This is a genomic window from Saliphagus sp. GCM10025334 (genome assembly GCF_042663485.1).
In the GTDB taxonomy this organism is placed as follows: Archaea; Halobacteriota; Halobacteria; order Halobacteriales; family Natrialbaceae; genus Natronosalvus.
Genome location: NZ_JBHTAF010000002.1, coordinates 398,035 through 423,835 on the forward strand (window position 1 = coordinate 398,035; position 25,801 = coordinate 423,835).

20 protein-coding genes are annotated in these 25,801 nt (G+C 63.3%); 8 read left to right on the forward strand and 12 right to left on the reverse strand.

The window, feature by feature from the left end; all coding sequences use genetic code 11:
• Positions 1 to 31 precede the first annotated feature (31 nt).
• From ACFQO4_RS10255 to ACFQO4_RS10270, 4 genes are all read left to right on the forward strand, one after another.
• The gene (locus tag ACFQO4_RS10255; protein WP_500260820.1) at positions 32 to 313 is read left to right on the forward strand and encodes a 4a-hydroxytetrahydrobiopterin dehydratase; all 282 of its coding nucleotides are present in this window, start codon (positions 32 to 34) and stop codon (positions 311 to 313) included.
• 25 nt (positions 314 to 338) lie between these two features.
• The gene (gene lwrS, locus ACFQO4_RS10260) at positions 339 to 755 is read left to right on the forward strand and encodes an LWR-salt protein (RefSeq protein WP_500260821.1); all 417 of its coding nucleotides are present in this window, start codon (positions 339 to 341) and stop codon (positions 753 to 755) included.
• Between the two features lie 192 nt (positions 756 to 947).
• The gene (locus tag ACFQO4_RS10265) at positions 948 to 2,234 is read left to right on the forward strand and encodes a M48 family metallopeptidase (RefSeq protein ID WP_500260822.1); all 1,287 of its coding nucleotides are present in this window, start codon (positions 948 to 950) and stop codon (positions 2,232 to 2,234) included.
• A 57-nt stretch (positions 2,235 to 2,291) separates the two neighbouring features.
• A complete protein-coding gene (locus tag ACFQO4_RS10270; RefSeq protein WP_500260823.1) occupies positions 2,292 to 2,819 on the forward strand; it encodes a PadR family transcriptional regulator in 528 nt (175 codons plus the stop codon).
• Between the two features lie 31 nt (positions 2,820 to 2,850).
• Here ACFQO4_RS10270 and ACFQO4_RS10275 read toward each other — a convergent pair whose 3' ends face one another.
• From ACFQO4_RS10275 to purH, 3 genes are all read right to left on the reverse strand, one after another.
• Positions 2,851 to 4,554 carry a histidine kinase N-terminal 7TM domain-containing protein gene (locus tag ACFQO4_RS10275; RefSeq protein ID WP_500260824.1) on the reverse strand — a complete coding sequence of 568 codons (1,704 nt, stop codon included), beginning with the start codon at positions 4,552 to 4,554 and terminating at the stop codon, positions 2,851 to 2,853.
• Between the two features lie 379 nt (positions 4,555 to 4,933).
• The gene (locus tag ACFQO4_RS10280; RefSeq protein ID WP_500260825.1) at positions 4,934 to 6,070 is read right to left on the reverse strand and encodes a sensor histidine kinase; all 1,137 of its coding nucleotides are present in this window, start codon (positions 6,068 to 6,070) and stop codon (positions 4,934 to 4,936) included.
• 475 nt (positions 6,071 to 6,545) lie between these two features.
• On the reverse strand, positions 6,546 to 8,171 hold the full coding sequence (gene purH / locus ACFQO4_RS10285) for a bifunctional phosphoribosylaminoimidazolecarboxamide formyltransferase/IMP cyclohydrolase (RefSeq protein WP_500260826.1): 1,626 nt from the start codon (positions 8,169 to 8,171) through the stop codon (positions 6,546 to 6,548).
• 167 nt (positions 8,172 to 8,338) lie between these two features.
• Between purH and purB the strand changes: the two genes are divergently transcribed.
• Positions 8,339 to 9,727, forward strand: a complete 1,389-nt coding sequence (gene purB / locus ACFQO4_RS10290; RefSeq protein ID WP_500260827.1) for an adenylosuccinate lyase — start codon at positions 8,339 to 8,341, stop codon at positions 9,725 to 9,727.
• Between the two features lie 474 nt (positions 9,728 to 10,201).
• On the opposite strand, the gene ACFQO4_RS10295 is transcribed toward purB, so the two are convergent.
• From ACFQO4_RS10295 to ACFQO4_RS10330, 8 genes are all read right to left on the reverse strand, one after another.
• Positions 10,202 to 10,468 (reverse strand): hypothetical protein, encoded by a 267-nt coding sequence (locus tag ACFQO4_RS10295; protein WP_500260828.1) that lies wholly within the window; start codon positions 10,466 to 10,468, stop codon positions 10,202 to 10,204.
• A gap of 93 nt (positions 10,469 to 10,561) precedes the next feature.
• A complete protein-coding gene (locus tag ACFQO4_RS10300; RefSeq protein ID WP_500260829.1) occupies positions 10,562 to 12,814 on the reverse strand; it encodes an NADP-dependent malic enzyme in 2,253 nt (750 codons plus the stop codon).
• 190 nt (positions 12,815 to 13,004) lie between these two features.
• Positions 13,005 to 14,435 (reverse strand): aldehyde dehydrogenase family protein, encoded by a 1,431-nt coding sequence (locus ACFQO4_RS10305; RefSeq protein ID WP_500260830.1) that lies wholly within the window; start codon positions 14,433 to 14,435, stop codon positions 13,005 to 13,007.
• A gap of 224 nt (positions 14,436 to 14,659) precedes the next feature.
• The gene (locus tag ACFQO4_RS10310) at positions 14,660 to 15,748 is read right to left on the reverse strand and encodes an alpha/beta hydrolase family protein (protein WP_500260831.1); all 1,089 of its coding nucleotides are present in this window, start codon (positions 15,746 to 15,748) and stop codon (positions 14,660 to 14,662) included.
• Between the two features lie 60 nt (positions 15,749 to 15,808).
• Complete coding sequence (locus tag ACFQO4_RS10315; RefSeq protein WP_500260832.1) at positions 15,809 to 17,113, reverse strand: MFS transporter; 1,305 nt, start codon at positions 17,111 to 17,113, stop codon at positions 15,809 to 15,811.
• Positions 17,114 to 17,209: 96 nt separating this feature from the next.
• Positions 17,210 to 18,922 carry an ABC transporter substrate-binding protein gene (locus ACFQO4_RS10320; RefSeq protein WP_500260833.1) on the reverse strand — a complete coding sequence of 571 codons (1,713 nt, stop codon included), beginning with the start codon at positions 18,920 to 18,922 and terminating at the stop codon, positions 17,210 to 17,212.
• Between the two features lie 109 nt (positions 18,923 to 19,031).
• The gene (locus tag ACFQO4_RS10325) at positions 19,032 to 19,943 is read right to left on the reverse strand and encodes an ABC transporter permease (protein ID WP_500260834.1); all 912 of its coding nucleotides are present in this window, start codon (positions 19,941 to 19,943) and stop codon (positions 19,032 to 19,034) included.
• Positions 19,944 to 19,957: 14 nt separating this feature from the next.
• Complete coding sequence (locus tag ACFQO4_RS10330; protein WP_500260835.1) at positions 19,958 to 20,971, reverse strand: ABC transporter permease; 1,014 nt, start codon at positions 20,969 to 20,971, stop codon at positions 19,958 to 19,960.
• 330 nt (positions 20,972 to 21,301) lie between these two features.
• Here ACFQO4_RS10330 and ACFQO4_RS10335 point away from each other — a divergent pair, with 330 nt between their 5' ends.
• The 3 genes from ACFQO4_RS10335 (at position 21,302) to ACFQO4_RS10345 (ending at position 24,476) form a co-directional block, all read left to right on the forward strand.
• On the forward strand, positions 21,302 to 22,594 hold the full coding sequence (locus ACFQO4_RS10335) for an ABC transporter ATP-binding protein (protein WP_500260836.1): 1,293 nt from the start codon (positions 21,302 to 21,304) through the stop codon (positions 22,592 to 22,594).
• On the forward strand, positions 22,584 to 23,945 hold the full coding sequence (locus ACFQO4_RS10340) for an ABC transporter ATP-binding protein (protein WP_500260837.1): 1,362 nt from the start codon (positions 22,584 to 22,586) through the stop codon (positions 23,943 to 23,945). Before ACFQO4_RS10335 ends, ACFQO4_RS10340 begins: the two co-directional genes overlap by 11 nt.
• 75 nt (positions 23,946 to 24,020) lie before the next feature.
• Entirely contained in the window at positions 24,021 to 24,476 is a 456-nt protein-coding gene (locus ACFQO4_RS10345; RefSeq protein WP_500260838.1) for a universal stress protein, read from the forward strand.
• An 11-nt stretch (positions 24,477 to 24,487) separates the two neighbouring features.
• Here the strand turns inward: ACFQO4_RS10345 and ACFQO4_RS10350 are convergent, their stop codons facing one another.
• Entirely contained in the window at positions 24,488 to 25,720 is a 1,233-nt protein-coding gene (locus ACFQO4_RS10350; protein ID WP_500260839.1) for a M24 family metallopeptidase, read from the reverse strand.
• Positions 25,721 to 25,801 lie beyond the last annotated feature (81 nt).

Here is a 25,801-nt window from a genome sequence, read left to right on the forward strand (position 1 = left end):
CGTTATTTCACTGGCTTGCGTTCGAGGGATTATGGCTGACGTACTCTCCGACGACGAGATCTCGGACCGACTCCCGGAAGCGTGGGACCGCGAAGGCGACGAAATCGTTCGCGTCTACGAGTTCGACGACTACCTGCGCGGCGTGAACTTCGCCCAGATGGTCGGCGAAATCGCCGAATCACAGTTCCACCACCCCGAGATAACGATCCGCTACGAGGAAGTCGAGATTCGACTCACGACCCACGACGCGGGTGGAATCACGGAGAACGACCTCGAGATGGCGGAGTTGATCGAGTCCGAACACGGCGCCTGAATCGGCTCTGTACCAGAACGAAACGATGGAGGCACACTACGCGTTCCTGGTCGAAGCCAGACTCACGCCCGTCGACCCCGGGCTGACAATCGATTCGCCGGTCGTCGAACGGCGCTGTCTGCTCGAGGCGGCCGAACCCGGCAACCAGGGGTGGCGGCTGTTTCGCGACCTCCTCTGGCGCGGCGAACTCGGCGACGAGCGCCACGCTCGAGCGCTGATTGCCGAGAAACTCGGGCAACCAGTCGAAGCCGTCGAGTTCCGGGCGTTCTACGCGGACGAACCCTACCTCGAGGCGCTGAAATCGGCGATCGGGGACGACCTCGAGTCGTTCAAGGCCGACGACGTCACCGAGGTCCTCTCGAAGTACTTCGGGTCGTCGCTCGAGGTTGGCGTCGATCCGATGGGCGGGCCAGATGGGTCCGGTAGGTCCGACGCGGACTGACGCCGTCGAGTCGATCCCAAACCGGTGGCCGATGCTCCCGATCTCTCGACCGATCGATCGGTTAGCTGCGCCGTCGAACCGGCGGTTAGTCGCACCGTCGAACCACACTCGAGGTCGAGTGTGATCGTTGCCACCAGTTTCGAACCCGACCTCACCAACAGCGTTAACCCACCTGCGTGACAGAAGTCGGGTATGCTCGGCTATCACCTCGCGTTTCTCGTCCTGGTCGTCGGGACGACCGCGTTCTTCAGCGCGCTCTCGTTCCTGAACGTCCGCTACGGCGAACGGGCGCTCGAGCGCGAGCGGGAGTGGGTCACCTCGCGTCTGGACTTCGACGACCTCGACCGCGTGGCTGCCTACCAGCAGGCGACAACCCGGCTCTCACAGGTTCAGACCTGGGTCACCCTCGCGCTCGTCCTCGCCGCGCTCTACTCTGGGGCGCTCGCCGCCGTCGTGGACGCACTCGAGGGACTGGGCTACGGCCCGGTCGTCACGGGCATCGGCTTCTTCGCCGGTGTCGTCGTCGCCCTCCAGCTGGTCTCGCTCCCCTTCGACACCTACGACACGTTCGTGATCGAGGAGCGGTTCGACTTCAACGAACAGACGCCGGCTCTGTTCGTCAAGGACCTCGTCCTCGGGACGCTCGTCGGCGTCGTCATCACCGCCGCGCTCGCCGCCGGCGTCCTCTGGTTTATCGCTACCGTCCCGACGTACTGGCCCCTCACCGCCGTCGCCCTCTACGTCGCCTTCTCGCTCACGATGCTCGTCGTCTATCCGCGCGTGATCGCCCCGCTGTTCAACGACTTCGAGCCGATCAAGACCGGCGACCTCCGGGAAGCCGTCGAGCGCGTCTTCGACCGCGCGGGCTTCTCCTGTGACGGCATCTACCTCATGGACGCGAGCAAGCGCTCCTCGCACTCGAACGCCTACTTCGTCGGCTTCGGACGGACGAAACGAGTCGTCCTCTTCGACACGCTGGTCGACCAGATGACCCTCGAGCAGGTCGAGGCCGTCCTGGCTCACGAACTCGCCCACTGGAAGCGCGCGCACATCTGGAAGCAGTTCGGCGTCGGTACCCTCCGCGTGGGTGCAATGTTCGTCGCGCTCTGGACGCTCCTCCAGACCTCGTGGCTGTACGCGATGTTCGGCCTCCCGGAGACGGCCTACGTCGGCCTCGCGGTCGGCACGCTCTGGATTCAGCCGCTGGCGAAGCTCACTCGGCCACTCGAGAACAAACTGTCCCTGGCCCACGAGCGAGAGGCCGACGCGTTCGCGACCGAGGTCATGGGAAGCGGCCAGCCGCTGATCGACGGGCTCTGTCGGTTGACCAGCGAGAACCTCTCGAACCCGTTCCCACACCCGTGGTACGCGACGTTTCACTACACCCACCCGCCGATTCCCGACCGGATTCGCTACATTCAGGGCCTCGACGGTAGACCGCCGGAATCGGCGGATACGGTGGTCGCAGACGGTGCCTGAACGTCACCTTCCGGCGACCGAAACCATTTATGCCCGCCGGTTTAAATCAGGGGCATAATGCGGAAAAGTGGGCCGCCGAAAGGCATCATCGCGTACCTCGTCCTCGAGTTGCTCGAGGAGAAACCCCGATACGGCTACGAAATTCTCAAGGAAATCCGCGAGATCAGCGGTGGCCACTGGGAGCCGTCCTACGGGTCGGTGTACCCGATCCTCTACAAGTTCGAGGAGAAGGGGTGGGCCGAGCGCATCGAACGCGAGGACGAACCCGATCGGAAGTACTTCGAACTCACCGACGATGGCCGGACCGAACTCGAGAACCGACGGGATGACAGCGCGGAGAAGGCGCGCGATTTCGCGGACGTGATCCTGGGCTTCTTTCACGTCTACGCCGCCTTCTCGACGGACGAACGGTTCGAAATCCCGGAGCTCGAGGGCCGGTGGCGATTCGACGAGACGTTCAGCGCGTGGGTCGTCGAGCAGGTGGTACGTCACCACGAGCACTACTTCGATGCGACGTTCGAGCGAATCGACGACACGCCCGAGGAGTTCTACGAGCGACAGGGAATCGACGAGTCCGACTCCTGAACGTCGGACTCGAGTTCGAGCCCCCGGCAGATCACGACCCGCATGCCTGTTCAGACGGTAGTCCCATAATTTCGAAGCGTGCACCCTCAGTCGATCCGTCATCGAGCGAGAGCGTCCATCCGTGGGCGTCGACGATCGTTCGAACGAGTTCGAGGCCGTACCCCGTACCGTCGGCCGAGGTCGTGTATCCTGGATCGAAGATCGCCTCGCGCTCGGTTTCAGGGATACCGGTGCCGGTGTCTTCGACGAAGATTCCACCGTCGACGTCACCGACGGTTATTTCGACGTCCGGGCCGCCGTGCTCGATAGCGTTCCGAAGGAGGTTCTCGAACACGTGCTGGATCGTCGTCGGATCGGCGTGGATCGTCCGGTCGGTCTCGACGACGAGGGTCGCCTGTTTCGTGTCGACGGTGCTCCAGGCAGTGTCCAGCACGCTCCTTAGGGAAAGGTCCTCTCGCTCACCGACTCGGTCGCCTCGCCGGGCCAATGCGAGGATGTCGGTCACGATGCTCTCCATTCGCGAGTGTGCAATCGCGACGTTCTCGAGTGCCTCGCTGTCTGCGTCTTCGCGAGCGAGTTCGAGGTAGCCCTGGGCAACTGCCAGCGGGTTCCGGAGGTCGTGGGAAACGGTCGCCGCGAACGCGTCCATCTGCTCGTACTGCGCCTCGAGTCGGCGCCTGGAACGTTGACTCTCGGTGACGTCGCGCAAGACGACGACCCAGCCGACCTGTCGGTTTCCGCGTTCGAGCGGTTCGGCGAGCGGTCTGACGTATCGGACCTCGCCGTCGACGTCGATCGGAATCGGATCGTCCTCACCCGTGAGCGTTTCGAGATCGAACGAGGGGAGCACCGACGCGAGCGGCGACCCGAAGTCGCCATCGAGGTGCTCGAGCAGCGTTCGTCCCCGCTCGTTCACGTGCACGATCCGACCGTCGGCGTCGAGGACGAACGTGCCGTCGGGCGAGTATTTGATGACCGTCGCGTAGGCGAGTGGCGGGAGCGAAAAGAGGCGGTAGCGAAAGATGGCGACCGCGAACGCGGTAGCGGCGATCGCGCCCGATACCGGGACCAGGTTTATCGTCTCGAATCCGAACGGTGGCACGCCAAATCTCGACAGAATCACGAACACGAGTGGACTCGTGGCGCCGACGGTGAGCAGGCCCGCTTGCTGGTAATACGACGGTCCGACGCGCCTCGCCTCGAGGCCGATGACGACGATCGCGGCGACCGTCAACGCGAGGTTGTACAGGCTGAACACGTAGAATACAGGCCCATCCTCGACGCGAACCAGGGTCAAGTCCCCTTCGATGACGTTTACGCCAGCGATGATGGCGTCGTCGGGTCCGACGAAGAGCAACACGACGAACAGCGTCGGAATAGCCATAACGCCAGCGACGACGTCCCATCGAAGCCACCGATGGCGGTCAGTGTAGGCGAGGGCGAACAGGAACAGCAGTGGCGAGACGAGCGCCACGCCGACGTGGAGGAGCTGGTAGAACAGCAGTTTCACGTCCGGATCGGTGTGAAGCAGTTTGAGGGCCGAAAATCCCGTCCACAGGAACGCACCGAACGAGAGGCCGAAGAAGAGGACGACCGACGGGTCCGCTCCCCGGGTTCGCACGCGAAACAGCGTGTAAACAACGATTATAAACGTAACTATCGTTGCAAAGAGAATTGGGAGTACGACTGGCGTGTATTGCCAACTCACAGGATAGAGAGGGGAAGCATACCACATGAGTGTACTGGCAGATTTCGGGGCGTTCAGCGACGACGTGGCAGGGAAGAATCACCACGGTGGGTTCCCTCGAGGTGGCCGATTGAGTCGTTTCGTTTCCCCATCAGCTGTGGCTCGTGCAGGTTCTGCGAGCAAGACCTCTGTGACGACTCGAATCCAACGCTAAGATGGCACGTGAGGAGAGAGGCCACTTCCCCTCCCCCTACCCTGCGGGCCGCTTCGGATTCTCACACGTGCTCGGCGAGGTCGACGGCGGCCAGGCGGAGTAGTTGCGCGCACTCTACGTCGACGTCGGCTCAGTCACAATCGAATCGGACCTCGAGGGACGCTCGGGCGCCAAAAGACGTCTCGAGGCGTTCGCACGGTCAGGGGATGTCGCTTACGCCGCGATCGGTTCAGGTACCGCCCCGTCGTCCGACGATTGCGCGAAAGGGAGTTCGATCGTGAACTGGCTTCCGTCAGGTCCCGTCTCCGTAACCTCGACGGTGCCGCCGTAGGTACTGACTAGTTCGTCGACAAGGTACAACCCCAGCCCGTGAGTGGTCCCCCGTCCCTTCTCGCGCTCGAAAAGCGAGTCGATCGCGTCCGGCCGAATCCCCGGCCCGTTGTCTTCGATCTGAACGCGGACGGTGTCGTCCATCCGTTCAGCACTGACGCTCACGGTTGGGGTGTTGGTGTCGTTGTGCGTGACCGCGTTCGAGAGCACGTTCCCAAAGATGCGAGGCAACAATTCGTCGGCCTGGACGGCGAGTTCGTCCGGGACGTCCGTCCGAACCTCGACATCGCCGTATCGGTTCGTGAGCTTGGTCACTTCGTCGGCCAAAACCCGAGTGAGGTCCACCGGGTACAGCTCGTGCGTCCCGGAGGCCGCTTCCAGGAGGACGCGAACGTCGGCGATGACCGTGCTCATCTCGTTTGCCTCCTGGTGAATGATGGTGGCGTACTGCCTGTGCGCTGGATCCAGTTCCGACTCCGCTTCCAGGATCTGTGTCGCGTATCCGTCGATGATGTTTGCAGAGTTGAGTACCTCGTGTCTGAGCACGCTGTTCAGGTAGTCGAGCATCGTCCGTTGCTCCTCGAGCTGCTCGGATCGGACCGTCGCTCGCTCGGCGGCGATCGCCTGATCGATGGCCCGTCCTTCGAGGATGCCGAGCAACACGCCAACGCCGGCGCCGAAGGCGACCGCCCACCGCGTCCAGCCCACCACGATGCCCCACGATTCGGTCGGCATGACGGCCATGAATCCGACGTTGAGCAAGGTGAACGTGACGAATCCGCCGATCCACCACCAGGCGACGCGGGGGTACCTGCGGGTCGACACCCGGGCCCCTTCCAGCCAGTACCCGCCGTAGATGCTCCCGATGGCGGCGATAGCGGTCGAGGCCGCACCCATCACGAACGCGCCGTTTACGAGGACGTTCGCCCCGAGAACCCAGTGTGTCAACACCTCCCCGGCCAGGACGGCGAGTAGCAGGGCGCCGAACCAGCGCAAAAGCCGAGGAAGTTTGTCGTGCATACCTGTATCGATTGCAGAATTGGCGGCGATGTTATTAAGGGATGTGGCCAACACATCAGCGTTCAGAGTGATTTGTGATAGCGTGATAGAGAATATACGTCCGTTTCGTGTCGTTCTCGAGTTCACCCGCAGGAAGTAATGTTACCATCCATACACATACTACGTCGAATCTACTCGAGGCCATTTCGAGCGTCGACATGATCGAACGACGATTGCGAGCGAGCGTGAATCGTCGACAGACTCCTGTGCGCCGACCCAATTGCTCGCGGCTCAGTCGTGGCGAAACCAACGAAGGACATCGCTTCACTCGCCCTTCGAGATTTCGACATGCCTTCGTTTCACTCAGTCGTGCCGAAACGACCCCTGCCCCGTAAACACCACCCTGCATCCACCTTTTTCTCGACGGGTTCTCTTCGATCACCCGTCTCCAAAAATCTTGACCAAAAACCGCTCGTTCGCTGTGCTCACTCGCGGCTCAGTCGTGCCGAAACGACCGCTGCCCCGTAAACACCATGCTCATGCCGAGTTCGTTCGCCGCCTCGATCACGTCCTCGTCGTTGACCGAACCGCCGGGCTGAACCACCGCCTCGATTCCCGCCTTCGCCGCCTCCTCGAGCCCGTCCGCGAACGGGAAGAAGGCGTCCGAGGCCATCACCGCGCCCTCGGCGGACTTGCCCTCGGCGTGTTCCTCGGCTTTCATCGCCGCGAGCCGAACCGCGTCGACGCGAGAGACCTGACCCATCCCTACGCCGACCGTCTCTGTGCCCTTCGCGAAGAGGATACCGTTCGACTTCACGTGCTTGAGCGTCTGCCAGGCGAAGACCATCGTCTCGAGTTGCTCGTCGGTCGGTTCGCGGTCGGTGACGACCTCGAGATCCATCGTCGAGAGTCGCTGGTCGTCGCGTTCCTGGACGAGTCGGCCGCCGACGAGGGGTTTCTCGGTGAACCGTTCGCTGGCGCCGTCCAGGTCGCCGACGTCGAGCACGCGCAGGTTCTGCTTCTCACACAGGATCTCGAGGGCATCCTCGGCGTAGCCGGGGGCGACGACGACCTCCTTGAACGAGTCGGTGATCGCCGCAGCGGTGTCGGCGTTACACTCGCGATTGAGGGCGACGATGCCGCCGAAGGCGCTCATGGGATCCGTCGAGAGCGCGCGGTCGTACGCCTCGGCGACGGTGTCGGCGGTGGCACAGCCGGCCGGGTTCGTGTGCTTGATGACCGCGGCTGCCGGCTCGTCGAACTCCGTGATCAGGTTCAGGGCGCCGTCGGCGTCGTTGTAGTTGTTGTAGCTGAGCGCCTTCGCTCCCTCGTTCAACTGCTCGGCGTGGACGACCGAGGCCTCCTCGCAGGTGTAATCGGCGTAGACGGCCGCGTTCTGGTGGGGATTCTCGCCGTATCGCAGGGTGTCGAGGCGGTCGCTCGAGGTGAGTCGGCGAGCCGGGAGGCCGCCCTCGTCGTCGGCTGCGTCGACGTCGACGGTAGCCTCTTCAGCGTCCAGATCCACGTCAACGGCACCCTCAGCGAACCACTTCACCACCCGCGGGTACGCCCGGAACTCGCCCTCGTAGAGGACGCGCTCCTTGAGCGTCTCACGGGTGTCTCCCTCGTAGACCGGCACCGGTTCCTGGGTGACGATCGGACCCATGTCGACCTCGCTCTCGACGACCTCGCCGTCGTCGTCGGTGGCGTCGGTGACGACGTGGACCGTACAGCCCGTGACGGCGACGCCAGCCTCGAGGGCGTCGCCCCACGCGTCCATGCCAGGAAACGCCGGGAGCAGGGAGGGGTGGACGTTGAGCGTCGTCGGCTGGGCCTCGAGGAAGGTATCCGAGAGGATGCGCATGTAGCCGTCGAGACAGACCAGGTCGTAGTCGTAGCCTTCGAGCGCGGCATTGACGGCCGCCTCGTGATCGCGTCGGCTCATCCCGTCCTCGAGCGGGACGACCTCCGTTGGTATGCCGCGTTCGGCGGCGGCCTCGAGCACCGGCGCGTCGGCGTCGTTCGTCAGGACGATGGCGAGTTCGGCGCCGCCTGGCGCGCGATCGGCGACGTTCAGCAGGTTCCGCCCGCGGTTCCCGGCGAGTCCAGCGAGTCGTGTCATACGTGATGGGGCGCCCGCGAACGGCAAAGTGGTTGCGGTCTCGAGACGCGAAGTATGCACGAACGTGCCATGAAGTTAGCCGGAAAGCGCGTGATAGCCCATACGATATGCACGGCCGTGGGACTCGTTCCGACACGCTTTTGCACGCCGCTCGTGGAGCCACGCACATGACCGACACTCACGCACTCTACGCCGTCTCGCCGCTCGACGGCCGCTACGGCTCCCGGACGAGACCCCTGGCGCCGTACGCGAGCGAGGCCGCGCTCATGCGCGCCCGCGTCCGCGTCGAAGTCGAGTACCTGCTCGCGCTGGCCGACCTCGAGGCGACGCCACTCGAACTCGCGTCCGACGAGCGAGCCCACCTCCGCGGGCTCTACGAGAACTTCGACGAGGAAGACGCCGAGTTAATCAAGACGCTCGAGACCGACGGCTACGCCGGGTTCGACGCGACCAATCACGACGTCAAAGCCGTCGAGTACTTCGTCCGCCACCACCTGCCAGACGACAGCGAGGCGTCGCCGTGGATCCACTTCGGACTGACCAGCGAGGACGTGAACAACCTGGCGCACCGTCTGCTGGTTCGCGGCGCCGTCGAAGACGTCCTCCTGCCGGCGCTGTACGACCTCCGGGATACGCTGACCGGGATGGCCCAGGAGCACCGCGACGTCCCGATGCTCGCCCGAACGCACGGCCAGCCCGCGACGCCGACGACGTTCGGGAAGGAACTCGCGGTGTACGCCGCCCGCCTCGGTCGCGCGACGGCCCGCGTGAGCACGGCGACCGACGCCCTCTCCGGAAAACTCGGCGGGGCCTCCGGAACCTACGCGGCCCACGTCGCCGCCTACCCCGACGTCGACTGGCGGGCGTTCGCTCGCGAGTTCGTCGCCGGACTGGGCCTCGAGTTCACGCCCCTCTCCACGCAGGTGAATCCGTGTGACGACCTCGCCGCCGTCTTCGACGCGTTCCGCGGGGTCAACAACGTCCTGCTCGACCTCGACCTCGACGTCTGGCTGTACGTCTCCGACCGCTACCTCGGCCAGGAGGCCGTCGAGGGCGAAACCGGCTCGTCGACGATGCCCCACAAGGTCAACCCCATCGACTTCGAGAATAGCGAGGGGAACCTCTCGAAGGCCAATTCCGACCTCACGTTCCTCGCTGACTACGTCACCACCTCCCGCCTCCAGCGGGACCTCTCGGACTCGACGGTCAAACGGAACGTCGGGGCGGCGTTCGCCCACTGCCTGATCGGGTACGGCAAGACGCAGGCCGGCCTCGAGAAGGTCGTCCCCAACGAAACGGTCATGCGCGAGGCTCTCCGGGACACCCCCGCGATCATCGGCGAGGCCGTCCAGACGATTCTCCGACGCGAGGGCCGGGACGACGCCTACGAGCAGGTGAAAGCGCTCACCCGCGGTCGAGAGGTCTCCCTCGAGGACTTCCACGACCTGTTCGCCGACCTCGAGGTGAGCGACGAGGTTCGCGAAGAACTGCTCACACTGCGCCCAGAGACGTACGTAGGCGTCGCGAACGACCTGGTCGACAACCTCGAGGAGTAACGGAGCACGCGACAGCCTCGCGACGACTATTCGTCGAGAGGGACACGTCCCATCGCGTTCGGCGGACCGCGCCTCGGCCACGGTCTCGAGCGTGGCTCGACGAAAATCCAGAACGATCGATGAGCGAACCCCGTAGCCGGGGCGTTGTCTCGAAAGCGGCTGGCTTGGCTGGAAGCGACGACCGGCTTCCCTCGCATTCACCGACCCCATATATCAGTTCTCGTTCTATTACTAGGAACAGTTATTTATATTTCCAATATTGATCAACGGCTTCGATCTTTTTAGTATAGATTTTATAGTATTTCCGATATTCGATCTATATCCAGAATATACCCCAATTTCTCCGCTTTTTTGTGCTACTAGTAAATATATCGAAACCATCAAAACAGTTAAATATCGTCGCAGTAGCCAAATATAGATGACCTATCTCATTACTCCTCTTTTATCTTATATCTTCGATCGGTCTCGAGCCAGTCATTCTCGACTCCGTCGATAGCCCGCGACGAGCAGTCCCGGACCGAGACACGCGACGACGACGAGTCCGACGGTCTCGAGGCCGAACGAGCCGTTCGTGGCGACCCCGACCAAGCCGGCGACGGTCACCGGGAGCAATAGGGCCCCGATGACCATCATCACCAGCGTTCGATTGACGAGCGCGAGCCGTTCTCCGCAGTGTGGACACTCGCTCGCGGTCGCTCGGACCCGCACGTCACACGATTCACAGCGTATCTGCTCGGGCATATCCGCCATTGCAGGCGAGGTACCTTATCTCTCTCGCCGGGCGAACAGTACTGCACGCGGAGCTGGAGTTTGGGCCCGCTCGAGCGACGTCTCTCAGCCTTGCTGGGCGTCGACGACCGCGACACCGGCCATGTTGACGATGTCTTTGACTTCGTCGTCCCGCTGGAGGACGTGGACCGGTTTGTCCATCCCGACGAGCATCGGGCCGATGGCCTCCGCCCCGCCGAGGCGCTGGAGGAGTTTGTAGCTGATGTTGCCCGACTCGAGGTTCGGGAAGACGAGCACGTTCGCCGGCGCATCCAGGTCGGAGAACTCGTAGGTGCCCTGGAGCAAGTCCTCGACGACGGCCGTATCAGCCTGCATCTCGCCATCGACGGGAAAGTCTACGGCTGGATCGGCCTTGAGCAGTTCGACCGCGTGCCGCGGCTTTCGCGTCCCCTCGTTCGTCACCGAGCCGAAGTTCGAGTACGAGAGCAAGGCGGCGCGAGGTTCGACGTTGAAACGACGCGCCAGGTTAGCCGTGTGTCGGGTAACTTCCGCGAGGATTTCGGCGTCCGGGTCCTGGTTGACCGTCGCATCGGCCACGAAGAGTATCCGGTTTTTGAACGTGAGGAGGTAGACGCCGGCGGCGTACTCGGCGTCCTCGGCCGTACCGATGATCTGAAGCGGCGGCCGCAAGGCCGAGGGATAGTGGTGGGTGAGCCCGGTGAGCATCGCATCCGCGTCACCCGACTCGACCATCACGGACGCGAAGTAGTTGCTGTCGCGAATCAGTTCCTCGGCTTCGCTGCGCGTGATACCCTTGCGTCGACGGCGTTCGTAGAGGCGTTCGACATACGCCTCATCGGTCCCGCCGGTCGGGTCCACGACCTCCGGGGCGAACTCGAGACCGAGGTTCGCCGCCGTACGAGCGATCTCGTCCTCGTCGCCGATCAGCACCGGTTCGGCGATCTCTTGCTCGACGAGCTGATAGGCCGCTCGGATGATCTTCTCGTCGCCTCCTTCGGCGAGCGCAACGCGCTTCGGGTCGCTCTTGGCCTTGTTGAGGACGACGCGCATCATCTCCCGGGACTTACCCAGACGAGCCTCGAGTCGATCTCGGTAGGCCTCGAGATCGATCTCGATGCGGGCGGCCCCACTGTCCATCGCCGCTCGCGCGACCGCGGGCGCGACTTCGAAGAGGACGCGCGGGTCGAGGGGTTTCGGGATGATGTACTCCGATCCGAACTGGAGGGGTTGGTCGCCGTAGGCCTTGACGACCGCGTCGGGGACGTCCTGGCGGGCGAGGTCTGCGAGCGCCTCGGCTGCCGCGACTTTCATTGCCTCATTGATCCCGCTCGCGCGAACGTCGAGGGCGCCGCGGAAGAGGAACGGGAACCCGAGGACGTTGTTGACCTGGTTGGGGTAGTCCGAGCGCCCGGTGGCCACGATGACCGTATCGTCACGGGCGTTTTTCGCCCGTTCGTACGGGATTTCGGGATCCGGATTCGCCATCGCGAAGACGACGGGATCTCGTGCCATCGACTGAATCATCGACTCGTCGACGATCCCGCCCACCGACAGGCCGACGAACACGTCCGCACCCTCCATCAAGTCCGCGAGGTCGCCCTCGGGCACGTCTCGAGCGAACTCTTCTTTGTACTCGTTGATCTCGCCGCGTTCGACGCGGTTGGTTGTCACGATTCCGGTCGAATCGCACATGAGGATGTTGTCCTTCCGGACGCCGAGAGAGGCGTAGAACCGGGCTGTCGAGAGCGCACTCGCACCGGCGCCAGAGAAGACGACTCGCAGGTCCTCGAGGGCTTTTCCGGTGATCTCCGCCGTGTTCAGCAGCGCCGCGCCGCTGATGATGGCCGTCCCGTGCTGGTCGTCGTGGAAGACAGGGACGTCCATCTCCTCGCGGAGGCGCTTCTCGATGACGAAGCAATCCGGGGAGGTGATGTCTTCTAAGTTGACGCCGCCGAAGGTCGGCTCCATGGCGACGACGGCGTCCGCGAACTCGTGGGGGTCGTCGTAATCGAGTTCGATGTCGAAGACGTCGATGTCGGCGAAGCGCTTGAACAGGACGCCCTTCCCCTCCATGACGGGTTTCGACGCCTGGGCGCCGATATTTCCGAGTCCCAGTACCGCCGACCCGTTCGAGACGACGCCCACGAGGTTCCCCTTCGCGGTGTAGGTGTAGGCGTCCTCGGAGTCGTCGCGAATCTCGCGACAGGGGGCGGCGACCCCCGGCGAGTATGCGAGGCTCAGGTCTCGCTGGGTGTTCGTCGACTTGGTCGTCGAAATCTCGATCTTGCCCGGGGGATCCGATCGGTGGTACTCGAGCGAATCCTCGTCTAGTCCCATGCCCTGATGCTTTCGCCGACGTCGATATAAAGGTGGCTGGACGTCGTTCGTCTCTCGAACGATGCGCTGCTCGCGGTCGATCGCAGTGGCGGCGTCGAAGCAGAGGGAGATTCGATCGTGCCCACGGCCGAATCGAGAATCGGGAATCGAAGACCAGGTAAATCAGTAGTCCTGCGGCGGGACGAGTGTGTCAGAGGAACAGATCCTCGTTCGGTCGGAACGCGATCACGCGCTCCTCGGTCATCTCGTGGACGGCGTACTTCGGCCCCTCGCGGCCGATGCCGCTCGCCTTGCTACCCCCGTAGGGCTGGTGATCGGCCCGGAACGTCGAGATGTCGTTGATCATGACGCCGCCGCAGTCGATGTTCGTCGCCGCCTTCAAACCGACACGGTGGTCGAACGTGAAGATGCCCGCCTGCAGGCCGTAGTCGGTGTCGTTGGCCAGCCGGATCGCGTCGTCGACGTCGTCGTATGTCTGGATCGCGAGCACGGGGGCGAACGCCTCGCGGCAGACGACGTCCATCTCCTGGGTCGCGCCGTCGACGATGGTCGGCTCGAGGACGGCCCCGTCACGTTCCCCGCCGACGACGAGTTCGGCGCCCTGTTCGGTCGCGTTCGCGATCCACTCTTCGATCCTCTCGGCGTCGCCCTCGTCGATCATCGGCCCGACGTCGGTCGCTTTCTCGAGCGGATCGCCGACGGCCAGGTCCTCGACGCGGGCGACGAGCGCGTCAACGAGGTCGTCGTGGACCGCCTCGTGAACGAGGACGCGCTGGACGCTGATGCACATCTGGCCCGCGTAGGAGAACCCGCCGTCGCTGATCCGATCCGCGGCGTCCTCGACGTCGGCGTCCTCGTGGACGATCACCGGCGAGTTGTTGCCGAGTTCGAGCGAGACCGACGCCAGACCGGCACTTTCGGTGACCCGCTTGCCGACGGCGCGACTGCCGGTGAACGTGTAGTGGTCGACGTCCTCGCTGTCGAGCAGGGCCTGTCCGACCGTCGATCCGCTCCCGATGACGAGGTTGAGCGCGTCACGCGGCAGTCCGGCGTCGAACAGCGTCTCCGTGAGTTTGATTGCCGTTAACGGCGTCGTCGTCGCTGGCTTCAGGACGACGGTGTTGCCGCCGGCAAACGCCGGTCCGAGCTTGTGGGCGACGAGGTTGAGTGGGAAGTTGAACGGCGAAATCGCCCCGATCACCCCTTTCGGAAAGCGTTTGGTGAACGCGATACGGTTGCCGTTCCCCGGTTGCGCGTCGAGCGGGATCTCCTCGCCGCCGAGTCGCTTCGCCTCCTCCGCTGAAAAGGTGAACGTGCTCACGGCGCGGCCGACCTCGCCGCGGGCCGTCCCGATCGGCTTCCCCGCCTCGGCAGCCATGACCTCGGCGAACTCGTCGGTTCGCTCCTCGATCAGCCGTGCCGTCTCCTCGAGGATGTCGGCGCGTTCGTGAGCCGGCATCTTTCTCATCGTCTCGGTCGCCTCTCTGGCGGCGGTGATGGCGTCCGCCACGTCCGTCGGCGTCGCCTTGCTCACTTCCTCGAGAACGGTTCCGTCGTACTTGTTCCTGACCGGGATCGTCTCGTCGGTTTCGATCCAGTCGGATTCGATGTGTAGTGACATTCGATGGACCCTCGCTTGGTGGCTCGTGTCGTACGATCGCTGCGTATGTGGCGTGCCCACATACCGCCTGCTCTAACGAGGGTCGCCTCGAGTAATAAATGCTCCCATCGACCAGTTTGCCTGGAGTCGACGATAGCACGAAATATAGGCTTAGGGTGTTTCAGAATCTCGTAGACGAACGCGCGGCGCGGGGTGGCGGATCTGCCACGCCCGAGGGAGCGCCGCTACTCGAGGTGAGCGCGCAACCAGTCGGCCGTCCGCGGTCGGTACTTGTGCGGGATGTTGTTACAGACGTGATTGCCCTCGTCGTAAAACAGGAACTCGCCGTTGGGCGCCCGCCTGGCGATTCGTTCCGACTGGCGTGGGTGGATAATGACGTCGTTCGCGCCGGTCGCGACGAGCGTCGGCACGGTGAGGTTCTCGATGTCTCGACTGAGCGTGAGTCGCTCGGTGATCTCGTCGACGTCGATGAGCGAGTCGGTCTTGCAAGCCCACTCGAACTGCTCGGCCAGGAGGCCGCCACCTCTCGTACTGACGGGACCGACAGTGAACGGGCCGGAGATGCCAACACAGGCGTCGATCCGATCTTCGTTGGCCGCAACATATGGAGCGTAGAACCCACCGAGGGAAACGCCGTAGATGCCGATTCGAGACGTGTCGACGCCGGCGGGGTCTCGGCGCTCGAGTTCGTCGAGCACGCTCCCGATGAGCGCGGGATACTCAGGAGTCATGCCCTGTTCGTGCCAGGTCTCGCCCTGACCGGCGCCGTCGACGGCGAGCGTCGCGAGTCCGCGCTCGTGGAACTCCCTGGCGTACGTCGAAAGCTCCTCTTTGATCGAGTCCAGGCCGGGGATCAACACGACGAGTGGCGCGTCTTCGCTTCCCGCCGGCGTTCGGAGGTTGGCCGGGACGTCGAACCCGCCAGCGTCGTACGGCGCCTCGATGCGTTCGAACGTCGGCTCGAGCAGTTCGGCGCCGCGCCTGAATACGTCGACGGCGTCCGCGTGGACGTCGCGACTCCAGTCGTCGTCCTCGTGCCAGACGTGCGAGCCGAAGTGGTAGTACATCGCCGCCCGGGTGTAGTGATTCCCGGCACTCTCCTCGTCCCCGCGGTCGCGCGCCTCGTCGCCGAGGGCCTCGTATTCCTGGCCGACGCGCTGGAAGGCGCCGAGCCACTCGCTCCAGTCGTCGATTGCCGTCTCGAGTCGCGCCAGGTCGTTGTAGTCGATGCCGTTCGCGACGAATCGGGGCGTCCAGTTGGTCAGCGATTCCGTGACGAACGAGTCGCCTCGCTCGAGTGTCTCCTCGGACATACCCTACCCACTGACGTGCACCGGCAAAGTTCTATGGACGGTCACGGCCTCGGCGGCCGCCTAATCAGCCTCGACCGGGGATTCCCGCTCGAACCCGGTGCCGTAGCGTTGCAGGATAGCCAGCGTCAACGCGATGCAGACCGCTCCGACGCCGCCGATAACGAGAAACGCCGTCGAAAAACTGGTGTAATCGATGATGACGCCGAACACCGGCGGTGCGACACTTCCCGCGAGCGTGATGCCGACGGTGATGACGGCGAAGTTCGTTCCGAGGTCGGCCTGTGCGGACAGTTTGTCCGTCAGTTTCGAGCGGGCGGGGCCACCAAATCCGATGCTCCCGCCCGCGAGGATCACCGCGACGCCCGCCAGCAGGGGCGGCAGGAGGAACGACCCGACCACGAGCGCGGCGACGAGCAACCCGCCGTAACTGGTGAGCAAGATCGACTCCGCCGAAATCCGATCGGCGAGGTCACCCCCGACGAGAATGATGATCGCCGTCACGACGAACATCGCGGTGTACAACACGTTCGCGAGGCCGAGGTCGAGTCCGTAACCGTCGGTGAGCAACACGACGGCGTACGAGCGGATACCCCAGTTCGCGATGCCGGTCACGAGCGCGAGTACCGCCAGGGCGACGATAGCGGGAGAGGTGGCAAGCGACTCGAGGGACTTACGGACACGTTCTCGAGCCGAAGCGTGACGTGTTTCGGTGGCGAGGGGAGCGTCAGCCGAGTCACCGCTATCGGTCCCCTCCCTGCGCGTAATCGTCGACCCGACGTACCGGCCGAAGACGAGCAAACAGAGCAGTCCGTATCCGGCGCCGAGGACGGCGGCAAAGACGAAGACGGCCCGCCAGGTGACCCCGTCGAGGCGGGTGAGCGCGACGATGAGTGTCGGGGCCGCGGCGTAGCCGATATTTCCCGAAAAACTGTGGATACTGAACACGCGCCCGCGGTTCTCGCTGCTGGTCGCGGCCGAGAGCATCGGGAAGTGCGCCGGATGGTGGGCCGCGATGCCGATGCCGAGTATCGCCTGGCCGACGAACACCCACTCGATCGTCGGCGCGGATGCGGTCACCAGGACGCCGACCGACGCCAGCCCGAGCCCCGAACACAGCGCCAGCAGTCGGCTGTGATTGTCCGACACGTAGCCGAAGGGAAGCTGGAACACCATGTTGAACGCGCCCTGCGTGCCGACGGCGAGGCCGAGCGTCGCGAGCCCCACGTCGAACTCGCCAGCGAGGATGCCGAAAATTGGCGGCAACAAGACCAGATACAGGTGATTGATCGCGTGTGACCCGCTCACGAGCGCGACCGTGAGTTCGACCTCTCGAGGGACGGACGGACGGAGCTGGCGAACGCGCATCTACGGTGTCACTCTCTGCGGGTAGAAATGAAAGTAACGCATTCCGGGGGTGGTCGGAACGGCGCTGATCGTTCCTCCGGCGATAGCTCGATTCAATCAGCAGCCGTCGGCGGTCCAGTGCTTCATCTGCCAGCGCATCCACGGCGCGTTCCAGGCGGGCTCGACGCAGGCGTTGTGCATGACCATCCCCTCCTCCTGGGTGATCCCGATGACGGCCGGATCCTCGAAGACCTGTTGTTGAAGCTCGCTGTAAATTTCCTCTCGTGCTTCCGGGTCGGGGTCGTTCGCCGCCGCGTCGATGTTCTCCATGATCGCCGAGTCGACGTGATTGTACGCTCGACTACGGGACCCGACCGATCCGTTCTCGGCGTACAGCGGCCGATAGTACGCGTCGGGGTCAGGCCCCTGCGGCAGGAAGCCGTGGAATTCCAGCGGGAACTGGAACTGCTCGGCACTGTGACGCTCGACCATCTGAGACTCCGTAATCGACTCGACGCGGAGCGTGAAGTTGTCGTTGAGCGACTCGAGGTTGTCCTTGAGCAAGAGGTTCCCTTCCGAGAACTCGGGGATCTGCTCGTCGTAGGACGTGATCGTGAAGCCGCGGTCCCAGTAACCGGCCTCGCGGAAGAGTTCCTCCGCGCGTTCGGGATCGTACTCGAAGTTCGGGGCGTCCTCGTCGTAGCCAATCATCCCCTCGAAGTGGTACTGGTTCATCCGGGTCGCGTGGCCGTTCCAGATCTGTTCGATGTACGTGTCGTAATCGAACGCGAACCCGAACGCCTGACGGACGCGTGGATCCTGGAAGAAGTCCGGATCGACATCGTCGTCGTCCGGCATGTTATCGAGGTCGTACGGAATCTCGAAGTTGAACGTGATGTGAGCCGGGTCGAACGTCGCGTTGAAGAAGAACTCCGCGTTCGGCGTCCCCTCAACGTTGGTGAGTTCCGCCGCCGGAGCTTCCGCCATGTGGGCGTCCCCTCGCTCGATCATCGAAGCGCGCGTTCCAATTTCCGGAACCGCCTGCTGGACGATCCGATCGATGTTCGGGTACTGATCGTCCCAGTAGTCCCCGAAGGCGACCCACTCGATCCGTTCTCCCTGTGACCAGTCACCTGCCTGGTATGGACCGGTTCCCGCTGTGTTCTGGACCATCCACTCGTTCGGCTCGCCTTCAGAGACGCCGCCGTTCTCCTCGACTGCCTCCTGACTCACGATCCCGGCAACCGGTCGGGTTAGTGCGGTAGTCAGGAACGGGGCATATGCCTCGTCGAGCGTGATCTCGACCGTGTAATCGTCGAGCGCTTCGATCGATTCGATCCGCTCGAGCTGGCCGACGTCCGGGCTCAGATTCATCGTCAGGGCCCGTTCGATGGAGAAGACGACGTCGTCCGCGGTCAACTCGCCACCAGTGTGGAACTGAACGCCCTCTCGAATGGGAAATTCGAACGTTCGTCCGTCTTCGGAGATCAACCCGGCGTCTCGTGTCGGAACCTCCGTGGCGAGCCACGGCTCGAGGTCGTCGCCATCCGGTGGGTACCCGATGAGCGTCTCGTAAGCGTTACCTGGAAAACACAGGAACGATACGTCGCTGGTCGAATCGACCGCGTGCGGATCGAGGTTGTCTGGATCACTCGCGTCGGCGAACGTTATCGTACCGCCACCGCCGCCGTTACCACCATTGCCGTTGCCGCCGTTACCCCCGTTTCCACCGTTACCGTCGCCGTTCCCACCCCCGACGCAACCTGCGAGTGCGATACCACTGCCTGTGCCCACTGCTGTGAGTAACTGCCGTCGTGTCCTCTGGGACATGTTCACATATGCATATTAAATCATAATAAACGTTGCGGCGATTCGTACAGCGATAATAATTATGATTAATTGAAACGGTGTCAGAAACGGGCGATCGGGCGGCCAGGTCCTATTCAGAGAGCGCGCGCGGGTCGAGGACGTCGCGGAGTCCGTCTCCAATCATGTTCCAGCCAAATGCCCACAGGAAGATCGCGATGCCCGGGAAGACCGAGGTCCACCAGCGGCCGGCGACGAGGTCACTCTGGCCGTTCGAGATCATGACCCCCCACTCGGTAATGCCCGGTTGTGCCAGGCCGATGAAGGCGAGACTGGCCGCGATCAGGACGACACGACCGAAGTAGAGCGTCGACTGGACGAAGATCGGTGGAATCGCGTTCGGCAAGACGTCGCGGACGAATAGTGAGAGCTCGCTCACGCCAGCGACGCGAGCCGCGTCGACGTACTCGTTGTTCTTGACGTGGATGACCTCGCCGCGGATGATACGCGCGTACGAGCCCCACATCATCGCCATCAACGCGATCGCGATATTCTGGTAGGCCGGCCCTACGGCGACGACGAACGCCAGCGCGAAGATCAACGGTGGAATAGCGATGAGAGCGTCGACGACCCGCATGAGCAAGTCGTCTACCCAACCGCCGACGAACCCGGCGACGCCGCCGACGATCGTTCCGATGAACGCCGTCACCGTTACGACGGCAATCGACAATCCGATCGACAGCCGTGATCCCCAGGCGATGCCGTAGAGAACGTCTCCCCCGGTCTGGGTGGTCCCCAGCAGATGACCCTCGCTCAGCGGTGGTTCCTCCGCGTTCTGCCAGTCTCGAGGCATCTGATAGGCGTCCTGCCCCTGTGCGGGGAACAAAAGCGGCGTGAACAGCGCCAGGAGGATGAAACTGACGACCACGATGACCCCGATCAGGGTCAGTGGATTCTCGATCATCTCCTCGAAGACGGAGCGCACCCGCCCCATTCGCATCTCGATACTACGTCGATCCGGCGTCCAGTTTTGTACGATTGACATGATTTCCCCCATCGTTATTCACCCAGTTCGACCCGCGGGTCGAGATACGCGTACGTGACGTCCACACCGAGGTTGACGAGTATTGTCGACACCCCGACGAGTAAGATGAAGCCCATGATGGCCGGTGCGTCGCCAGCAACCGCGGCGTTGGCGACCCACCTCCCCAGTCCCGGCCAGGCGAAGACCAGCTCGACGACGACGATTCCACGCAGCAGGAACGCGAAACTCAGTCCCGCGACCGTGACGGTCGGAATCAACGCGTTTCGACGAATGTGTTTCGCGAACACGATTCCCTCTTTGACGCCGCGAGCGCGAGCCGCGTCGGCGTACTCCTCGCGTTTCTTCTCGACGATTTCGGAGCGAAGATGGCGGGTGATCACGGCCGACTCGGCGTAACCGATCGTCAGTGCCGGGAGGAACAGGTGCCAGACGGCGTCCCAGAACGCGGCCAGGTTCGCGTTCAACAGGGCGTCGAGCGTGTAGAAGCCGGTCGGGTGCGAGATCGTCGCGTAAATCGCGGGATCGGAGCGTCCGAGCGGGAACCATCCCAGGTAGACGTAGCCGACCAGAATCAACATGAGGCCGGCCCAGAACTGCGGGGTCGACATGCCGCCGATCGCGAGCGCGCGCGAGAAGTGATCGATCCAGGTATCCTGATACTTTCCAGCCAGGGTTCCTAGGGTTATACTGATAATACCGGCCATAATGATGCCGGCGATTGCCAGTTCGAACGAGGCCGGTGCCTTCTGGATGAGAGCCTGCGTGACCGGAGCGGCCGCCTCGGTCGACCATCCCCAGTCACCCGTGAGTATTCCTCGCATCCAGATGAGATACTGTTTCCACAGTGGTTCGTCTAACCCGTACAGTTCGCGAGCGGCTTCGACCTGTTCTTGCCCCGATGCAGCGGATACGTACGCACCGATGGGGACCCCCGAAATACGCGTTAGCCCGAACGTTATCAGCGTGACGAGAAAGATCGTCGGGATGAGGTATAGGACACGTCTGATTACGTAGTCTCGAACTTCCATATGACAGTGGATACCATTCACACCACTATAAATTTGTGGTGATTCGTTCGCGAGCGACGACGAGAATGGAGCGGTCGGAGGCCGGCAACGCGACTGTCTCCACCGGCCTACCCGGTACTGGTGTCGCTCGCTCATTTCGATATAGGCTAAGTGTGTTTCAATCAATGAGTGTGAACGAGTAACCGGTGTTCGTGGAGAAAATCGAGATAACATTAATAACAATTGCTCCCATCGACACCAACAGAGACCGATGACAATGATAATGTCTAGCGTTCGTCCGAGAACCAGTGATCCAGGCGCAGGCAGGGTCGTACGGTTCACCGTCCACCAATGAGCACCGAAGAACGCGTTACCGGGACGGCCACGACCGACCCCCCTAGCGAGTCGAGACCGCTGATCGGCCGCGTCGAGGATCTGCACCTGCACTTCGACACGAATCGCGGTGTCGTCAAGGCGCTCGACGGCGTGTCGTTCGACGTCTACGAGGGGGAGACGCTCGCCCTGGTCGGCGAGACCGGCTGCGGAAAAACGATCACCGCGCGAAGTTTCATGCAACTCGTCCCGACGCCCCCGGGACGGTACGTCTCGGGGCGAGTTCTCTTTCGGACCACCGAAGACTGCGCCGGCTGTGGAGGCGCCGGCTGCGAGGAGTGTTTCGGGGAGGGGAAGGCGTTCGAAGACCTCCTCGAGCGGTCTCCAGGGGAGATGCAACAGCTTCGCGGGAAGCGCATCTCCATGGTGTTCCAGGATCCCGACACCGCGCTCAACCCGTCCCTGCGGATTTTCGATCAGATCGCCGAGAGCATCCTCTCTCACCACGGCGAAGAGGTGATGCGTGCAGCGGGCGTCGCCTCGGAGAACGTAAACGCCGCGATGTACTACGTCCTCGAGAACCAGTGTTCGAACGAGCGGTCGGTCGTCAAATCGCTGCTGAGCGAAATCCCGCCACTACGAAAACACAAGAAAGCGATCCGGGCCGAGCTTCGCGACCGCGTCGTCGAGATTCTGAACGACACCAACATTCCGAATCCTCCAGAAGTCATCAAGAAGTATCCACACGAACTCTCCGGCGGGATGAAACAGCGCGTGATGATCGCGATGGGACTCGTTTCTAAGCCGGACCTGCTGATCTGTGACGAGCCGACGACTGCGCTCGACGTAACGATCCAGTCGCGCGTGCTGGACCTGATGAACGACCTCAAGGAGAAGTACAACACCAGTCTCATCTACATCACGCACGACCTGACGCTCGTCGAAGACATCGCCGATCGAGTGGCCGTGATGTACGCCGGTTCGATCGCCGAGATCGGAACGGTCGATCAGGTGTACAACAACGCGATGCACCCCTACACGTGGGGGCTTCTCAACTCGATCCCGAACGAGGCGAACCTCGGCCAGGAGCTCCGGGGAATCGGCGGTTCCATCCCCGATCTGACGCAGCCGCCGACCGGGTGCCGATTCTGCACCCGCTGCCCCGAGGAGATGGATCACTGCTCGACCACGGTGCCGCCAATCGTCGAGCAGGAACCGGGACACCGGGCGAGCTGTCACCTGTATCCCGAAGAGCAACACCGGGTCGTCAGGGAGGCGTACGATCCAATGGAGGAGACCGATGAGCACTAGCGATCTGCAGATGGACGAACGAACCGATAGCACGGAGTCGAACGTGATGGTCCTCGGGTTCGGCCTCAAGAAATACTACCCTATCCGGGCGGGAATCCTGAACCGCCACGTCGGTGACGTGCAGGCGGTCGACGGGGTCGACCTTCGAATCGAGAGCGGGCAAACGGTCGGACTCGTCGGCGAAAGCGGGTGTGGCAAGTCGACGCTGGCCCGACTGCTGGTCAGGCTCGACGAGCCGACCGACGGGCACATCTACTTCGACGTCCCCAGCGACGTCGCCGACGAAATCACCGACCTCGAGACCGTCGACCACCGCTCCGATGCCGAGCAGGACCGCCTCGAGACGCTTCGCAAGGAGTACGAGATAAATTCCCTGCGAGACGACAGACAGGCGGATTTCCGTCGCAACGCGCAGTTCGTCTTCCAGAATCCGACGTCGTCCCTGAACCCGCGCCAGTTGATCAAGGACATCGTCGCCCGGCCGCTCAAACTCCACACCGAGCTGTCGATCGACGAGCGGGAGGCCCGCGTGGTCGGCCTGCTCGAGGAGGTCGGTCTGGGCGAGGACTTCATGTACCGGTACCCGCACATGCTCTCGGGCGGCCAGAAACAGCGCGTCGCGATCGCGCGGTCGCTCGCTCCGAACCCGTCGCTCGTGGTACTCGACGAGCCGACGAGCGCGCTGGACGTGAGCGTCCAGGCGCAGATCCTCAACCTGCTCGAGGACCTGCAGGAGAAACACGGGTTGACGTTCCTCTGTATCACGCACGACCTCGGCGTCATCCGGCACATGGCGGACGAAATTTCCGTGATGTACCTCGGACAGATCGTGGAGCGGACGTCGGCTGACCGGCTCTTTTCGGCCCCAAAACATCCCTACACCGAGGCGTTGATCTCCTCGAGTCCGGCGATCGAGACGAACGAGGTCATCCACCTCGAGGGAGACGTTCCGGAACCGGAGAACCCGCCGACCGGGTGCCGGTTCCACACGCGATGTCACAAGGTGGAGTCGTTCTGTGGCTGGAGCGGACGGGACCTGTACGACCTGCTCGACCGCCACGCCGGCGAGGAGGGCGAGTTGAGGCGGCTCTACGACGGGATCGACTCGACGTCATTCGACGGCTACGAAGCCGCGTTCGACTTCGACGACGACGTCGACGTCGACCGTGCATACCGCGTGTTGACCGGGGAATCCGACCACCTCCGTGCACACAAGCCGATGCTGTTCGACGCGATCAGGTCGGCCGACGCATCGGACCGGCAGGTAACGATCCAGTTCCAGCAGGTCGATCAGCCCGCGTTGCGTCTGGATGAGGAGAATCACGCGGTCGCGTGTTACCTCTACGAGTGACGCGTCGTCGGTCCGTCGACCGTTCCGTTCGGGACGGTCGATATCACTAAATATCTTCGGTCGGCATCGATACGTATGCACCGAGCACTACTCGTCGTCGACCCGATTGACCCGACCAAGCAGTTCGTCAAAGAGGCGGGTGAAATCGTAGACGCGGTAGGAGCCGAGTTCCTCCTCCTCCACGTCACGAGCGAATCGGAGTACAACGAGACCCAGAAAGCGCTGAACGACCTCAATACCAGCGAAGGTGGCTCGTACGGCGTTTCCCAGGCCGAAGCTGGGGCGAAGCAACTCGCCGAGGAGGTCGGTCGGGACGTGTTCGGCGCCGACGGCCCGTCCTTCGAGTCCGTCGGGCGCGTCGGTGACACGTCGTCGCAGGTGCTCAAGGTGGCGGAAGACCGCGAGTGCGACCACATCTTCATCGCCGGTCGCAAACGCTCACCGAGTGGGAAGGCGATTTTCGGCGACGCGGCACAGCGCGTCATTCTGAACTCGAGCGTGCCCGTCACGGTGACGACATACGAAGACTGAGCACCTCCGTTTCAGACCCGGACGAACTCGTCCGGGTACGTCTGGAGATTTTCCGGCCCGTCCTCGCGAATGACGACGGTCGTTCCGAACTGCAGGCCGACCCGTTCGTCCGGCGTGGCGACGTTTGGCTGAGCGACGATGACCTGTCCGGGTTCGAAGGTCCACGTTTCCGTGAGTGAATCGTCGATACCGGGCCAGTAGTTCGATTCCTCGACGCCGATGAAGGGGTGGCGATAGCCGCTCCCGTAGCCGTGAACCAGCACGTCGTAGTTCTTGTAGGGCGAGTGCTCGAGCGGCGCCATCGCGTCGGCGACGTCCCTGGCAGTGTTCCCCGGCTGGAGGGCGTCGAGGATACCGTCGTACGTCTCTCGAGCGACGGCGAACGCGTCGGCGTACTCGCGAGACGGTTCCGAATCGACGACGTAGGGTCGATGAATCTGCGTCTTGTAGCCCCTGAAACCGGCCGAAATCTCCGTGGTGACGACGTCGCCCGCCTCGACCGTCCGAGCGGACGGTTGCTTCCACGGGAGCGGTTCGCCCGGTCCGGCGCCCTCCTGCGGAGCCGAGGAAATAAACGTCGCACCGAGGGTCCCGCCCGCTTTCACGCAGGTGTCGGCGAGGACGCCGGCCAGTTCTCGCTCCGTGACGCCGGGCTCGAGCGCCGTCTCGAAGGCGGTCATCGCTTCGTCCAGGAGGGTCGCCGACCGGTCCAGCACCTCTCGTTCGGCCGAACCGGTGACGCTGATGAGCCGGGTGACGTCCGCAGTGACGTCGACGAGTTCGCCGTCGAGATCGGCCTCGAACTGCATCGCGTGATCGTGCGGGACAGAGAGACCGTATCGGGGATCGCCGGTCGAGAGGCCGATCCGGTTGCCGTCCACGCCCGCCTCGTGAAGCCGATCGACGACCGTCCCGGCCGGGTCGGGGAGCATCGTATCGACGTCCTCGGCGACGCTGGACTCGCGAACGTACTGGACGTGGTTGCTGATGCCAACGAGGACGGTCGTCGGCTCGTCGGGGTCCGCGAAGACGAGCAGGTACGTCGCGAACGGCGGTCGGTAATCGAGCAGGTAGCCGATCGTGTCGGCGTGGAACCCGCCGTCGCCGTAGACGACGAGCGCCTCGAGGTCGCGCTCCTCGAGGAGGTCTCGAACGGCGGCGTACCGACGGTCGAACTCCGCGTCGTCGAAGCGCTCGTAGTACGCCTGACGGTCGTTCTGCTGACCCAGTCTGTATCGTGCCATTGGATTCGCATTCGGTCGGTCGGGGTATCAAGATACCCCTCGAGCCGTCGTGAACTTCACGTGGTAGCCCATCGATCGACC